The sequence below is a fragment of the Bacillus sp. FSL K6-3459 genome, assembly GCF_038003305.1.
GTDB lineage: Bacteria > Bacillota > Bacilli > Bacillales > Bacillaceae > Bacillus > Bacillus pumilus_O.
Window position 1 is genome coordinate 194,722 of the sequence record NZ_JBBOOW010000001.1, and the last position, 14,173, is coordinate 208,894.

16 protein-coding genes are annotated in these 14,173 nt (G+C 41.1%); 12 read left to right on the forward strand and 4 right to left on the reverse strand.

The genetic code is table 11. The annotated features are described in order from the left end of the window. The first annotated feature begins 12 nt into the window (after nucleotides 1–12). The 12 genes from MHI35_RS01120 (at nucleotide 13) to MHI35_RS01175 (ending at nucleotide 9,187) form a co-directional block, all read left to right on the forward strand. The gene (locus MHI35_RS01120) at nucleotides 13–930 is read left to right on the forward strand and encodes an ABC transporter ATP-binding protein (RefSeq protein ID WP_335349343.1); all 918 of its coding nucleotides are present in this window, start codon (nucleotides 13–15) and stop codon (nucleotides 928–930) included. Further along, complete coding sequence (locus tag MHI35_RS01125) at nucleotides 927–1,691, forward strand: ABC transporter permease (protein ID WP_335349342.1); 765 nt, start codon at nucleotides 927–929, stop codon at nucleotides 1,689–1,691. The genes MHI35_RS01120 and MHI35_RS01125 overlap by 4 nt, the downstream gene beginning before the upstream one ends. A gap of 116 nt (nucleotides 1,692–1,807) precedes the next feature. Beyond that, entirely contained in the window at nucleotides 1,808–2,197 is a 390-nt protein-coding gene (locus MHI35_RS01130; protein ID WP_335349341.1) for a RidA family protein, read from the forward strand. Nucleotides 2,198–2,403: 206 nt separating this feature from the next. Then, nucleotides 2,404–2,604 (forward strand): hypothetical protein, encoded by a 201-nt coding sequence (locus MHI35_RS01135; RefSeq protein ID WP_211063434.1) that lies wholly within the window; start codon nucleotides 2,404–2,406, stop codon nucleotides 2,602–2,604. 137 nt (nucleotides 2,605–2,741) lie between these two features. Next, nucleotides 2,742–3,869: a DUF418 domain-containing protein gene (locus MHI35_RS01140; protein ID WP_335349340.1), complete on the forward strand. Its 1,128-nt coding sequence runs from the start codon at nucleotides 2,742–2,744 to the stop codon at nucleotides 3,867–3,869. Nucleotides 3,870–4,030: 161 nt separating this feature from the next. Then, the gene (locus tag MHI35_RS01145; protein WP_003217079.1) at nucleotides 4,031–4,402 is read left to right on the forward strand and encodes a GntR family transcriptional regulator; all 372 of its coding nucleotides are present in this window, start codon (nucleotides 4,031–4,033) and stop codon (nucleotides 4,400–4,402) included. 5 nt (nucleotides 4,403–4,407) lie between these two features. Continuing rightward, entirely contained in the window at nucleotides 4,408–5,283 is an 876-nt protein-coding gene (locus MHI35_RS01150; RefSeq protein ID WP_335349339.1) for an ABC transporter ATP-binding protein, read from the forward strand. Beyond that, complete coding sequence (locus tag MHI35_RS01155; RefSeq protein ID WP_144522514.1) at nucleotides 5,267–5,872, forward strand: ABC-2 transporter permease; 606 nt, start codon at nucleotides 5,267–5,269, stop codon at nucleotides 5,870–5,872. Before MHI35_RS01150 ends, MHI35_RS01155 begins: the two co-directional genes overlap by 17 nt. Before the next feature lie 188 nt (nucleotides 5,873–6,060). After that, nucleotides 6,061–6,276: a helix-turn-helix transcriptional regulator gene (locus MHI35_RS01160; RefSeq protein WP_012008754.1), complete on the forward strand. Its 216-nt coding sequence runs from the start codon at nucleotides 6,061–6,063 to the stop codon at nucleotides 6,274–6,276. Then, on the forward strand, nucleotides 6,273–6,572 hold the full coding sequence (locus tag MHI35_RS01165) for a hypothetical protein (RefSeq protein ID WP_211063431.1): 300 nt from the start codon (nucleotides 6,273–6,275) through the stop codon (nucleotides 6,570–6,572). The genes MHI35_RS01160 and MHI35_RS01165 overlap by 4 nt, the downstream gene beginning before the upstream one ends. Before the next feature lie 49 nt (nucleotides 6,573–6,621). Then, nucleotides 6,622–7,569, forward strand: coding sequence for an alpha/beta fold hydrolase (locus MHI35_RS01170; RefSeq protein WP_144522511.1), 948 nt, complete (start codon nucleotides 6,622–6,624; stop codon nucleotides 7,567–7,569). Nucleotides 7,570–7,798: 229 nt separating this feature from the next. Further along, nucleotides 7,799–9,187 (forward strand): amino acid permease, encoded by a 1,389-nt coding sequence (locus tag MHI35_RS01175; protein ID WP_012008757.1) that lies wholly within the window; start codon nucleotides 7,799–7,801, stop codon nucleotides 9,185–9,187. Between the two features lie 40 nt (nucleotides 9,188–9,227). Here the strand turns inward: MHI35_RS01175 and MHI35_RS01180 are convergent, their stop codons facing one another. The 4 genes from MHI35_RS01180 to MHI35_RS01195 all read right to left on the reverse strand — a co-directional run bounded on the left by MHI35_RS01180 (nucleotide 9,228) and on the right by MHI35_RS01195 (nucleotide 14,160). Further along, nucleotides 9,228–10,109, reverse strand: coding sequence for a glycerophosphodiester phosphodiesterase (locus MHI35_RS01180; RefSeq protein ID WP_335349338.1), 882 nt, complete (start codon nucleotides 10,107–10,109; stop codon nucleotides 9,228–9,230). A gap of 92 nt (nucleotides 10,110–10,201) precedes the next feature. Beyond that, the gene (gene glpT / locus MHI35_RS01185; protein ID WP_088003721.1) at nucleotides 10,202–11,536 is read right to left on the reverse strand and encodes a glycerol-3-phosphate transporter; all 1,335 of its coding nucleotides are present in this window, start codon (nucleotides 11,534–11,536) and stop codon (nucleotides 10,202–10,204) included. Nucleotides 11,537–11,760: 224 nt separating this feature from the next. Further along, on the reverse strand, nucleotides 11,761–12,531 hold the full coding sequence (locus MHI35_RS01190; RefSeq protein ID WP_211063428.1) for a SurA N-terminal domain-containing protein: 771 nt from the start codon (nucleotides 12,529–12,531) through the stop codon (nucleotides 11,761–11,763). Nucleotides 12,532–12,672: 141 nt separating this feature from the next. Beyond that, a complete protein-coding gene (locus tag MHI35_RS01195) occupies nucleotides 12,673–14,160 on the reverse strand; it encodes a thioredoxin domain-containing protein (RefSeq protein ID WP_335379101.1) in 1,488 nt (495 codons plus the stop codon). Nucleotides 14,161–14,173 lie beyond the last annotated feature (13 nt).

Consider the following 14,173-nt stretch of genomic DNA (forward strand, 5'->3'; position numbering starts at 1 on the left):
GGGGGGATTCGCTTGAATATGTTGGAGTGTCACGGGCTGACGAAATCGTATGGACGGCATGAAGTGTTAAAAGATGTTTCTTTTTCTGTTGGGGAGGTTGGATGTGTTGGCTTTTTAGGAGCCAATGGAGCGGGGAAGACAACGACGATTCGGATTTTGACGGGGCTTGCTCGTCCTACGTCTGGTGTCGTGAAGGTGGCGGGTATGGATGTGACAAAGGACATGGATGACATTAGTCATGTGATCGGCTATTGTCCGCAACATCCTGCATTTTATCAGGATATGACGGGGCAGGAGTGGATGCATTGTGTTGGCGGATTATTTCATTTAGAGAAAAACATTATTCGATCCAAAACAGAGGAGCTATTGAAGCTTTGCCGTGTGTATGAGGCGAAGGATCGTGCCATTGGCAGCTATAGTGGAGGCATGAAGCAGAGGCTTGCCATTGCACAGGCGCTTATCAATAGCCCGAAGGTTCTTATTCTAGATGAACCTGTGTCGGCACTTGATCCTATGGGGAGAAAAGACGTCCTGACTTTGATTGAGCGTCTAAAGCATGAGATGCTGATCTTTATGTCGACCCATATTTTAGATGACATTGAACGTGTGGCGGATCATATTATCATGATCAACAGCGGCAAAATTGAGATGTCCTCTTCGATGAAACAGATCAAAGAAGACTATATCCAGCCAGTGATTGAATTTCAATTAGAACAACAGAATACGACATTAGTGGCTTTGTTAAAAGAGCGGGATTGGATGGAGGAATGCATGGAGACAGGAAGCGTTTATCAGGTGCGAGTGAACGATCAACAAATAGCATTGAAGGAGCTGCCTCGTCTCATCACTGAATCTGGCGGTGTTCTCCTCCATTATCGACTATCTAAGCTGACGCTTGAAGATATTTTCATGAAGGTTGTGAGTGCATGATGATGTTGAAAAAGGAATTTAGGGAGTTAGTCACTAGTTATAAAATGTTGTTTGTACCAATCATTTTTACGATTTTAATGATCACACAGCCTATTACACTCAAAATGCTGCCAGATCTTTTGTCGAAATCAGCTAATTTACCTGAAGGATCTACATTTTATATACCAGAGCCTAGTGCAGGAGAGGCTTTGGCGAGTGCATTGAGTAAATTTGATTCGCTAGGCGTGTTTATCCTGATTATGATCGTGATGGGGACGATCGCTGGAGAGCGTGCCTCTGGTGTGACGGCCATGATTATGGTGAAGCCGATCAGTCGAATGAGTTATTATGCCTCAAAAATATGTGCCTATGCCTGTTTAACTTTGTTTAGTTTGGTGGTGGCAGTGCTTGCCTCCGTTTATTATGTGGACATCCAATTTGGGCATGTGGATTGGGTCAATGTGGTTAAAGGCACGCTTCTTTATTATCCAAACTTATTGCTGATTGTCGTGTCGACCATTTGTGCTTCGGCATTCTTTACGCGTTCCGTCACAGCTGGCGGTGTATCGCTTTTGATCAACCTTATTTTATTTACCGTTCCTTCATTTTATGAGGAAACATTAGGGAAGTTTGCACCTAAAGGCGTAACAAGTGCAGCTGAGGAGATGATTCATAGAGGGACTTATTCGGATCAGGCGCTTACAAGCTTGCTAGGTGTATCGGTATTGATTGGTTTCTTTTTTCTCATTGGATGGTTTCTTTTTAGAAGACAAGAATTATAGGTTGCAATTGCGATTGTTTCTTCAGGTTTACTATGGGCATAAAACTCTGATTACGGTAGATAGTTTGATATGATGGATAAAAATTGACTGTATTTTCAGAAAAGGGGTTTTTATTCATGAGAACATCACGTAATCCTGAGACCATTCACCCGCCAGTTGCACCCTATGCTCATCAAATAGAAACAACAGGACCACAACGGTGGTTAACCCTATCAGGTCAAGTGGGAATGGAGGTAGACGGGACAATTCCGGAGAGCCCGCTTGAGCAGCTCGAATTAGCGTTAGAGAATGTGAAACGAAATGTAGAAGCGGCAGATATGACGGTGGAGGACATCACAAAACTAGTATTTTATCTCGTAGGAGAGTTCGATGCGGAGAGCAGAAAGCGAATCATGGGGCAGTTTTTAGGCGATCATCTGCCTTGTATGACGATGATTTATGTAGTGGCTTTGGCTTCACCTTCTCTTAAGATAGAAGTGGATGCTTGGGCTTGTCAGGAGATTTAATGGGTAAAAGATTGAGTGGTTAGTTGATGCTCAATCTTTTTTGTTTTGTGAGATGTTAGGGGTTCTTGTTGAATAAATTATCTTCAACTTGAACTTCTTTATACGGTAATATAATATCAGGGCGAGCATCGAGCCGATCTTATTACATTTACATGTTATCGTAAAAAACATTCAATTAGTTAGTAAGTATCAGGGAGGAGAGCGTGTTGTTTTTATCAAATAAACGATTAAAAAGAAACGCCATTTTTTTCGCAGGTGTGGGGGCTGTTTTGCTCATTCTCATGATGCTGAAATGGCTGCCGATTTCTTCAGACTTGGAGTTGCCGTTGATTTTTTTCGGGTTAGGAATTTTGTTTTATTTGAAACGTGTATACGGAAAGAAGAAGAAAATCATCATTTATCAGTAAGATACCTAGAATGTATATTCTAGGTTTTTTTATTAAATTTACCTTAAAACGTATGTTTTTACATGGGTTTGGAGACCAATTTTTTGAAAGTATGGTAGGATAAATATGCTTTTATATTTTCCGAAGGAGCTGTCGTGTTGAAGGGATCTAGGGTTGAGTTAATTGATAGTTTGCGTGGTTTTAGTTTATTAGGTATTTTGATCGTGAATATGCTTAATTTTCAATATGATTATGATTTTGAGAAAATGTTTGATTCGAGCTTTTGGGGGCAGGAATTTGGCGTTTATGTAACGGAAATTTTGTTCCAGGGGTCGTTTTATCCGATTTTCTCCTTTTTGTTTGGTTATTCTTTTATCAAGCTGATTGAATCTACAAAAGCTAAGGGACTCAATACGAATGCCATTGTCGTTCGCCGAGGCTTTGGTCTGATTGTGCTTGGAATGCTGCATTATATCTTTATTTGGAATGGCGACATTCTTCTTTATTATGGAGCATGTACGTTTTTCTTGATGATGTTTTTGAGCAGCCGGATCAAAACAATGCTGATTTGGTCTGGTGTGTTAGGGGCGTTGTCATTAGTTGTTGTGCCATATATGATGAAACTTGTTTATGGGACTGATGAATTAATAACCGATGTGTATGCGAAAGGTGCTTATGGGGATATTTTACTCAGCCGGATTACGGTTGAAGACGATATGTTGATTGTGACCATTATTCTGGCGATCGTGAGCATTACGCTTATGCCAATATTAGGTTTTCTTTTCGGTACGATCTCGGTTGGTCCGTTTGCACTGCTTGGCATGGCGATCGGGAAAAAGGGTCATCTGACAGAAGAAGATCGAGGAATGGCCTATCGAAAAGGCTGGGTCTGGATGATTGTCGTTGGGCTTGCACTAAAATGTGCGACGTTTATTGATGCCCCTTGGAGTGAATTAGTGATTACGCTTGGTGCTTATGTGCTGGCGATCGGGTATATTCAAGCTTTTATTGTGTTTTACTATTCGAAGGCAGCCGAAGGCCTCAAACGTTTGCTTGCAGGGCTTGGCCGTTTATCTCTATCAAACTATTTGGCGCAGTCGATCATTTGTACAACAATTTTCTATTCTTATGGACTTGGTCTATTTGGACAGATGGGGTCAATGTTTGGGCTGCTACTCGCTGTCGGACTGTACACAGCACAGCTGTTCATCAGTTATCTCTATTTGAAAAAATGGAGAAGAGGTCCGGTGGAGTGGATGATGGGAAAATGGGTGTATTGGAGATAAATTTTTTTGGGAAGGCCGCATAGCTGAAGAGCTGTGCGGTTTTTTTAGTTGAGTTGCAATCAAAAAATGGTTGATTATTCTTTCAGTGTGTATATAATGTATATATAGTGTATATACAATATTTTGTTTCAAACACCAGTACAGAAAAAAGAGGTTTTTATATGCAAATTACGATTTCAAACCACTCTAAGGAGCCCATCTATGAGCAAATTACGAATCAAATCAAATCGATGATTTTAACGGGTGAGCTGGCGGAAGGCGCTGCGCTGCCGTCTATTCGAAAGCTGGCGAAGGATTTACAAATCAGCGTCATTACCACAAAGCGAGCATATGAAGAGTTAGAGAAGGCAGGATTTATTTATTCGATTGTCGGTAAGGGATCATTTGTTGCAGAGCAAAATCTAGAGGTCATGAGAGAGAAAAAATTGAAGGTGATTGAGGAACAGCTTGGAGCGGTTGTTACAAACGGCAAGGAATTAGGCTTATCTTTTGATGAATTGCAGCAGTTATTAAAGTTCTTGTATGAGGAGTGAGATGAGTGGAGCATGTAATTGAATTCAAAGGAGTATCAAAACGATTCAAGGACTTTTCTGTTCAGAATCTTGATTTACAGGTCAAAAAAGGCTTTGTTACTGGGTTTATTGGAGAAAATGGCGCTGGTAAGTCGACCACTATTAAAATGATCATGAATTTGTTAAAACCAGATTCGGGTGAGGTTAAAATTTTCGGATTAGATTATCACACCCATGAAAAAGAGATTAAGGAACGAATCGGCTTTGTTTATGATGCCAACGTTTTTTTCCCAGGATTGAATTTAAAAGATATCAAACGAATTGTGGCACCTGCCTATAAACGTTGGGATGACGAGCTTTTTTATCAATATATTGAACAGTTTGGTCTGCCGCTAAATAAAGCGATCAAAACATTTTCAAAAGGGATGCAGATGAAGGCATCACTTGCGATTGCACTGTCGCATCATGCCGAGCTGATTATCATGGATGAACCAACTGCTGGGTTGGATCCGGTCTTTAGAAGAGAGCTACTCGGCACGTTACAAGAATTGATGATTGATGGGAATCGAACGATCTTTTTCTCCACGCATATGACGACTGATTTAGACCGGATCGCGGATTATATTGCGTTTATACAAAATGGAAGACTGGTCTTTCAACAATCGATTCACGAGGTAGCAGAGAATTATGCGCTTGTGAAGGGGAGCCTGGATTTGTTGGATCGAGACACAGAAAAGTCATTTATCCATATTCAGCGTACGGCAGCCGGATTTGAAGCATTAACAGATCGAATTGATGAGGTGAAACTTATTTTTGGGAATGCTGTTGTGATTGAACCGGCGTCGCTTGAGGATATCATGTTTTATTTGAAAGGCGGGGTTGCGCATGTTTCATTTAATTAAGCGTGATGTGATTTTGCAAAAGAAGCAGTTACTTATTTTTATTCCGTTCATCCTATTTTTCATTTTCATGGATGTCCATCCAGTATTGACGTTTCTAGTCGCTAGTGTCTTCATACCATTTAACACATATGCTTATGATGAGAAGGCAGAAACGAATATTCTATTAAATTCCTTGCCCTATACACGTAAAGAAATTATCGCATCACGTTATCTTGGCGCCATTTTCTATATGAGTATTGCGATTGTGCTGACAAGTGCTGCATTATTTGTGTTTGGGAAGCTGTTTTCGCTGTCAGATATTGCGATTGGCAGCGGGTTGTTTTTATTGTTCGCAGCATGTACGTTTCCATTATTTTATATCTTAAAGCCTGGTTATATCACAACGGCAGTGATCATTGGATTTATCGTATTATCTGCTATGGGGCCGCCTGTTGTTCTTTATTTAGCAGAGCAATTCAGTGGGATCACTGATTTTATCATGAATTTATCGATCTCGATTGTATATACGGGGTCAACTGTACTGATTATGCTTATCTACTTGCTGTCTTGGGGACTTTCTACTGCAATTTACCAGAGAAAAGTGTTTTAATTCAGATGATCACATTATTTCTAGAGAATCATTCATTTTGAGGTTGGACTTTCAAAATGGATGATTCTTATTTTTTTGCATCCGATGAAATTGACATGCAGAAGAAAAGAGGTTATTATTACATAACATAATGTTAATTATTTTTAACATATTGTTAAATAAATCATCCTTTAAGAAAGGAATTTGAAATGGAGATTAAAAATAGAATTAAAGTATTACGGGCAGAAAGAGACTGGACACAAAAGGATTTGGCAGAGAAGTTAGGTGTGACTCGTCAAACTGTGGCAGCGATTGAAAATGGTAAATATTCTTTGTCTTTAAAATTAGCCTTTCAAATTGCTAGGACATTTGAAGTTGATTTGTATGACGTATTTCAAGAGGTCGACAAGGAGGAACAACAATGATAACGACGATCATACTTTATTCTCTGATTACCCTTTCTGTTTTAAGCACGGCCTTTCAATTTAAGAAAAACCGTGAATATAAACATGATGAACGAGGACAATTTATTTTAGCGAAAGCAGGAAGTTTTTCCATTATAGGTGTGGCTTTAGCCTATATATTGGTTGCTGTCGTTCAATCTTTGGTCCAACAATTCTCATCTCCAACAGAGTGGTTTTATATAGCGATTACTTTTATGTATGTATCAAGTGTTTGCGCAAATACAATTGGCATCATCTATTGTGAAAGGAAATATTAAATGCTCATCGAAAGCTAGAATTCTTCATCATGAAGGGAAGAGAAAACCATTGAAAAAAATATTGAAAATCATGCTGATATCTATATGTACAATTATCACGGTCATGGTTGTTTTTCTAGCTACTGTTTATTTTGTAAACCTCATTAGTAATGAACGGGAGAAGGGGAAAATAGAAGCTTATGGGCAAAAGGTCATGGTGGATGGGAAGCAAATGAATGTGCTCATTCAAGGCGATGGGAAAGAAACGATTGTCCTTCTCCCAGGCTATGGAACTGCTTCGCCAGTGCTAGATTTTAAGCCTCTAGTAAAAGAATTATCACCTTATTATAGAGTCGTAGTGATTGAACCATTTGGTTATGGTTTAAGTGACGATACAGATAAAGTACGGACAAGTCAAAACATTGTAGATGAGATTCATGAATGTTTGCAAAAGCTTAATATTAAAAAGTATACGTTGATGGGGCATTCCATTTCTGGCATTTACGGACTAGAATATGTGAATCAATATGAGAAAGAAGTTCAAGCTTTTGTTGGAATTGATAGTAGTTTTCCTAAGCAGGAGGACGCAGATGAATTGCCGGTTTCCAGCTTACAGCTGCTTCATCAATCCGGCTTTTACAGATTGATAGTGAAAATGAATCCAGATCAACTGGTGATGCCTAAAGTAGATGATCAAACGAAAGCTCAGATTAAAATGTTGACCTTCCGAAATTTCATGGATGAAAGCCAAGCTAGTGAGGCAGATAACTTTAGAAACAATTTTAAAAATGCTCAACGTCTACATTTTCCTCAGAAGCTCCCTGTTGTTTTCTATTTAGCAGATCAAACGGAGAAAGAAACACCAAACTGGAAACCAATGCATGAAGAGCTACTGAAAAATGTAGATCACGGCAAAGTAGTTACTTTCAAAGGCGGCCATTATTTGCATCATACGAAATCAAAGGAAATTGCAGCTGATTTTAGAGAGTTCCTTTCTGAAATTGAAAGTAACCGGTAGAGCGGTCAGTTTCTAAGTTTCACTCTTGATTTCAATATATCAATATAAAACAATTTGAGCATCTTTTTATGTCGGAATATTTTGATAATAGTGTTTCCCTCAAAAAAACAATTGTTTTTTAAGGGTAGATTTATTATGATAATATACATCGAAAGATTGATGTTTCTCAATCAGAATGATCATTCTGATTTTTATTTTTTATGTTGTTTGTTGATGAGGGGGAAGAAAAGTGGCTCAAAAGGAATTAAAAAGAGGGTTAAGTGCCCGCCATATTCAAATGATCGCACTCGGCGGCACGATTGGTGTTGGCTTATTTATGGGGTCAGCCAAGGCCATTCAATGGACAGGTCCATCGGTTCTTCTCGCATACGCAGTATGTGGTATCTTTATCTTTTTTATTATGCGTGCGATGGGAGAAATGTTATACGTTGAACCGAGTACAGGTTCATTTGCTACATTCGGTCATCAATATATTCATCCGCTTGCGGGGTATATGACAGCTTGGAGTAACTGGTTCCAGTGGGTCATTGTCGGGATGTCGGAAATTATTGCCGTAGGCGCTTATATGAAATATTGGTTCCCAGAGCTACCAGCGTGGATACCAGGATTAATTGCGATGATTATTTTGGGAGCGGCCAACTTGATTTCGGTTAAATCGTTCGGTGAGTTCGAATTTTGGTTTGCCATGATCAAGATTGTGACGATTATTTTGATGATCATTGCAGGTCTAGGCATTATTTTCTTTGGTTTTGGAAATGGCGGAACGCCTATTGGATTGTCTAATCTGTGGGCGCACGGCGGATTCTTTACAGGTGGATTTACCGGATTCTTGTTTGCATTGTCGCTGGTCATTGCTGCCTATCAGGGTGTAGAGCTGATTGGGATTACAGCAGGTGAAGCGCAAAATCCAGAAAAAACGCTAACCAATGCCATCAAAAGTATCATCTGGCGGATTTTGATTTTCTATATCGGTGCGATCTTTGTCATTGTGACAGTGTATCCTTGGGATCAGCTCAATACCCTTGGCAGTCCATTTGTGGCGACGTTTGCGAAAATTGGAATTACAGCCGCCGCTGGTATTATTAACTTTGTTGTCATTACAGCTGCGATGTCCGGCTGTAATAGTGGGATTTTCAGTGCGGGTCGTATGCTTTATACATTAGGTGTGAACGGGCAGGCGCCTGCTTTCTTCACCAAAATTTCGAAGAATGGTGTGCCGTATTTTGGAACATTCGCTGTGCTGATTGGTTTAGCAATAGGGGTTGTCCTCAATTATGTTGCGCCACCAAACATTTTCGTCTATGTGTATAGTGCGAGTGTACTTCCTGGTATGGTGCCGTGGTTTGTGATTTTGATTAGTCATATCGGTTTTAGAAAGGCGAAGGGAGCTGCGCTTGATCAGCATCCATTTAAGATGCCACTAGCTCCGTTTTCTAATTATCTGACAATCGGTTTCTTACTGATGGTGCTGGTATTTATGCTCATTAATCAGGATACGCGTATTTCTCTGATTGTGGCAATTGGGTTCTTAATTGTAGTAGCGCTTAGCTTCTATGTCTTTGGAATCGGGAAACGGAAACCGATTGAAACAGCTTCTTCTGATCAAACGGTAAAATAATCAAAGACCTTGCGGGATGGACCGCAAGGCTTTTTTTTGTTTAGATAGAAGCTTTTACACGGTTGAAGACATCTGGAAAGTTGGTGAAAAGTCCGGTGACGCCGTATTGCAGTAATCGGGTCATGTCTGCTTCGTTGTTGACCGTATATGGGTGTAGGAGGAGTCCATGGCTTCTGACCTGTTGCACGTTTTCAAGTGTCAATGCTCTAAAATTCGGTCCGACCCCCACTGCATAAGATTTGATGAAATCGAGCTGATCATCTGTGATGGACGTCATTTGGGTTCTGTCTAAAAGCTGTACTTTTGGAAGGCGCGGAGCTAATTTCTGTAGCTTTAGCAGGCTGTCTTGGCTAAAGGATTGAATGATGACCTGCCCTTTTCTTGTGTGTTTCCCGAGAAGATGATGTTTTTTTAGAGTCGCCAATAGCTTTTCTTCCATTTGCGGATAGATGTCTGGTTTTTTTGTTTCAATATAATAATTTTCTCGTTTGCCGAAATAGCGTAGCACTTCATCTAATGTGAGGACTCGCTGTCCGATATAGTTGGCATTTTGTCTGTCGGGATTGGCTTCGTTAAACCAAGTACCAGCATCAAGCTGTTTGATTTCAGCAAGTGTGAGGTCTTTGACCGAGCCCGTTCCGTTTGTGGTACGGTCTACGGTTTCATCGTGCATGACGATGAGGTGTCCATCCTTTGTCATTTGAAGGTCGAGTTCGAGGTAATCGGCATTCATCTTTGTGGCGAGTTTGTAAGAAGCCAGGGTATGCTCTGGTGCATACCCTGATGCTCCGCGATGTGCAACGGTTAGAATACGATCTGGAGATAAAAGATGTTCATGTGCCGATACGGTGGCCGGCACCCACGCAATAGACAGTAAAGCAAAAGAGAGCAACACGAAAGCAAGTAATCTACTTTTCTTCATATTTTATCCTCCTTTTACGGTAACTGCCTTCATCATAAGAAATAGATGTAAAGGGCATGTTGGGTGGATATGAATCTTTTATGTGATTTTCATTAAGCTTGCTCTACGCGCTTTCCTGTATTCCAAGTCATCGCTAGGAAGACAATCGCAAGCACACAAGAACCAACCAATAAAATAAATCCTCCTGTCCAGTCGTAATGATCGACGACAACGCCCATCATCGCATTGGCGAAGGCAGAGCCGCCAATATAGCCGAAAAAGCCGGTGAGTCCGGCCGCAGTGCCAGCTGCTTTTTTAGGAGCGAGGTCAATGGCTTGAAGTCCAATGAGCATGACAGGTCCGTAAATTAAAAAGCCGATGCTGATGAGGGCGATGTTATCGACCATTGGATTGCCAGCAGGGTTTAACCAGTAAACAAGCACCGCAATTAACACCCCAGCCATAAAGAGGACGCCTGCTGGTGCGCGGCGGCTTCTAAAGAATCGGTCACTAATCCACCCGCACAATAATGTGCCGGGAATGCCTGCATATTCATAAAGAAAGTATGACCAGCGGGAATGCTCTGGTGAAAAGCCCTTTGCTTCTGTTAAGTAGGTCGGCGCCCAGTCCACGACACCGTAACGGACGAAGTACACAAAGACGTTGGCAATCGCGATATACCAAAGGAATTTATTGTTGAGTACATACTTAAATAAAATCTCTTTCACTGTTAATTCTTTTTCTTGATCTTCATACTGCTGTGCCGGATAGTCATTGCGATATTCCTCGATTGGCGGAAGACCAGTGGATTGCGGTGTATCCCGGACGAGAAGAATGATCACGAAGGAGACGATAATGGCAATGATGGCAGGGAAGAAAAAGATACTTTTCCATGTTGCAAACAGCACGATCCCTAAGGTGATGAGCGGTGCCAGAATTCCCCCGCCGATATTGTGAGCGACGTTCCAAATGGACATTTTCGTTCCACGTTCACTAACTGAAAACCAATGCGCCATCGTCCGTCCACATGGCGGCCACCCCATGCCTTGGAACCAGCCGTTTAAAAACATGAATAAGAACATGATCCATACACTTGACGTCACCCATGGAAATGAGACAAATAGGATATTGATAAGGGCTGATAAAAAGAGTCCGGTGGCTAAAAAATATCTTGGGTTACAGCGGTCTGAGATCATCCCCATGATGAATTTACTAAAGCCATAAGCGATGGAGACAGCTGCGAGTACAAAGCCTAATTCACTTTTCGTGAAGCCTTCTTCTTGTAGATAAGGAATAGCAAATGCAAAATTTTTGCGCAGCAAATAGTAGCCCGCATATCCGATAAAGATGCCTAAAAAGACTTGCAGCCGCAGCCTCTTATAGGTCTCATCTGTCTTGGCATCATCGAGCCTGTCGATATGCGGAGCCGGTTTAAACCATTTGAACATAAAGATCCTCCTCTTGTCGTTGTCTGATTGACTGAAGCAAAAGTACGAGATCGGCGTTTGATCTTGTACTTTTTAAGAGACAAAAGAATTGATAACGCTTTCTTTTGTACTCCCATCATATCGGAAGGAAGAGATGTTTATGATGAGGCTTTTGTCATTATTTTGGAAAAATAGTTCATCAAGTAACGAAAAAAAATCCGCACAATGGCGGATTTAATTAGCTGTTATAGAGACACGTTAATTTTCGCAGATTTCTTTAGTTTTTCAATTTCTTTTTGAACTTCTTTCTGCTTTTCTTGAGATTCTAGCTGTTTTTTAATTTGTGATTTAACCTCTTTGTACTCTGGTGCTTTTTGCTTTTGTTTTTTCATTTCATCAGCGTATTGATCATAGTACGCTTTGACATCCTTTTCAGAGACGGACGCTGATTTGATTTCTTTGTCGACATACTGACTGTATTTGATACTATCGGCAATGTCACTTTTCAGCTGATCCATGGTGAGTCCGCTTTTCTTAAGGGCTTCTTCAAATTGAGCATTGTCTTTGAATTGTTTCTTTTCTTCTTTTAACTGTTTATCTACCTCTTTGTCAGAGGCTTTGATGCCCTTCTTCTCAGCATCTTGCAGGATGAGCTCTTGACCTACGAGCGCATCAATGGTTTGTTTCTTAACTGCTTTTGCGCCTTCTTTAGATGTTGGGTCTTGCCCAGATTGCTGAAGCTGTCCTTGAATGGTTGATAGAGCGCTATTATATTCATTACCTGTGATTTTGTCTTGGTTGACGGTCGCAACGACCTTTTGATCATCGATTTTTTGTGCGTCTAATTTCTTTTGCATCTCTTCCATTTGCTTTTGCTGCTTTTTTTGGTCAGCCTGTGTAGTTTCCTTGTTTTTGGCTGAATCGTTTTGCTTATCTTGTTTGGCATCGTTTGACGAGCAGGCTGCAAGCCCAACAGATAACAAACAAGCGATGATTGTGTATGATACCTTATTCATCATTTTCTCTCCCTTCGGTATGAGAACATCTAGTGCGCATTCTAACCCTTTTTTAGGAAAAATAAAACCGTACAGACAATTTGTTAGCGGATTGACATGTTTTTTATCTGTTTGTCCTCATTTTGTCTTCTCATAGTCATCTCATGACATACTCAATCGTGCCATTGCTTCGTCGATATCGGTGATTGGCTGGCGGCAACTGTAGTTTTCACAAATATACACGGTGGTTTTGCCATCAATTGTTTTGTAATCTTTTGTAAAGGGCGCGAGTTTTGCTAATTTCTGTCCTGTTTCGGCAGTCAATATGATATCAAATGGCATGAAGCGTTTTTGAAGCGCCTGTAAAAGCTGTTCTTTTTGAGGGTCGCCATTTTTTCCGAGAATGATGATTTCTCTTTTCGTTGCATATTGAGCGAGAAGCCCTTGCAGAAATGCTGTATGACCGCTTGGATAGGAAGAAATATCGACATAAAAGGCTTGGAACATCTGCTCTAATGTGTCCAACCAATCCTGACGTCCTGTCAGTCTGCTTAGCATGAGAAGGTACTTGAGTGCGGTGCTGTTGCCAGAAGGCATGGCACCGTCGTACACTTCTTTTTCTCGAACGATGAGCGCTTCCGCATCTGATCCTGAGAAGAAAAAGCCCCCTTTTTCCTTGTCCCAAAACAGTTCAAACATGTTCTCGGCAATGACTGTTGCCTTTTCCAGCCATGCTAATTCAAAGGTCGCTTCATATAAAGACATATACGCTTTTAGCATATGCGCATAATCCTCGATAAAGCCTAGATGCTTGACGTCACCTTCTCTATATCGGACCATGACACGATCATGTTGGACGAGGTGTGTTTCTAGAAAAGACATCGCCTGTTTTGCCATACGGATGGCTTCCTCTGCATCAAAGACCCTTCCTGCTTTGGCTAGAGCTGCGATCATCAGCGCATTCCAAGACGTGAGCACCTTGTCATCGACAAGCGGCGCGGGTCGCTGCTGTCTGACAGATTGTAAAATGTGCCGGGCTTCTTGCAGCTTAGACTGGAGCGTTTGGTCATCAATTGAAAAAGAGGCTTTGATGTCATCAAAAGAGATGGAAATGGTATGAGGGATGTTCTCCCCTTCAAAGTTCCCCTCATTTGTGATGTGGTAGACAGCGCAGAATAATGCGCCGAGGTCCTCGCCTAAATGAGTCATGATCTCATCTTTTGACCAGACATAATATTGTCCTTCTTTCCCCTCAGAATCTGCATCTATCGCTGAATAAAAGGAGCCATCCGGATTCATCATATCTCGCTTGATAAAGTGAATCAGGCGGTGGACAAGCTTTTCATATGTAGATTGTTGAGTGAGCTGATACGCTTCTGTGTAAGCCTCCATGAGCAAGGCGTTATCATACAGCATCTTTTCAAAATGTGGCACAAGCCATTTTTCGTCTGTTGAATAACGAGAAAAACCTGAACCGACATGGTCGTATATACCGCCATTTGCGATTCCATCTAACGTTTTCGTGACTGCATATAGCGCATTTTCCTGCCCAGTCCATTCGTAATAGCGCATCAAGAATGAAAGCATATGAGGTGCAGGAAATTTTGGCGCAGAGCCGAACCCGCCGTGCAGCGTATCAAAACTGCTCATGAGCTGATAATAG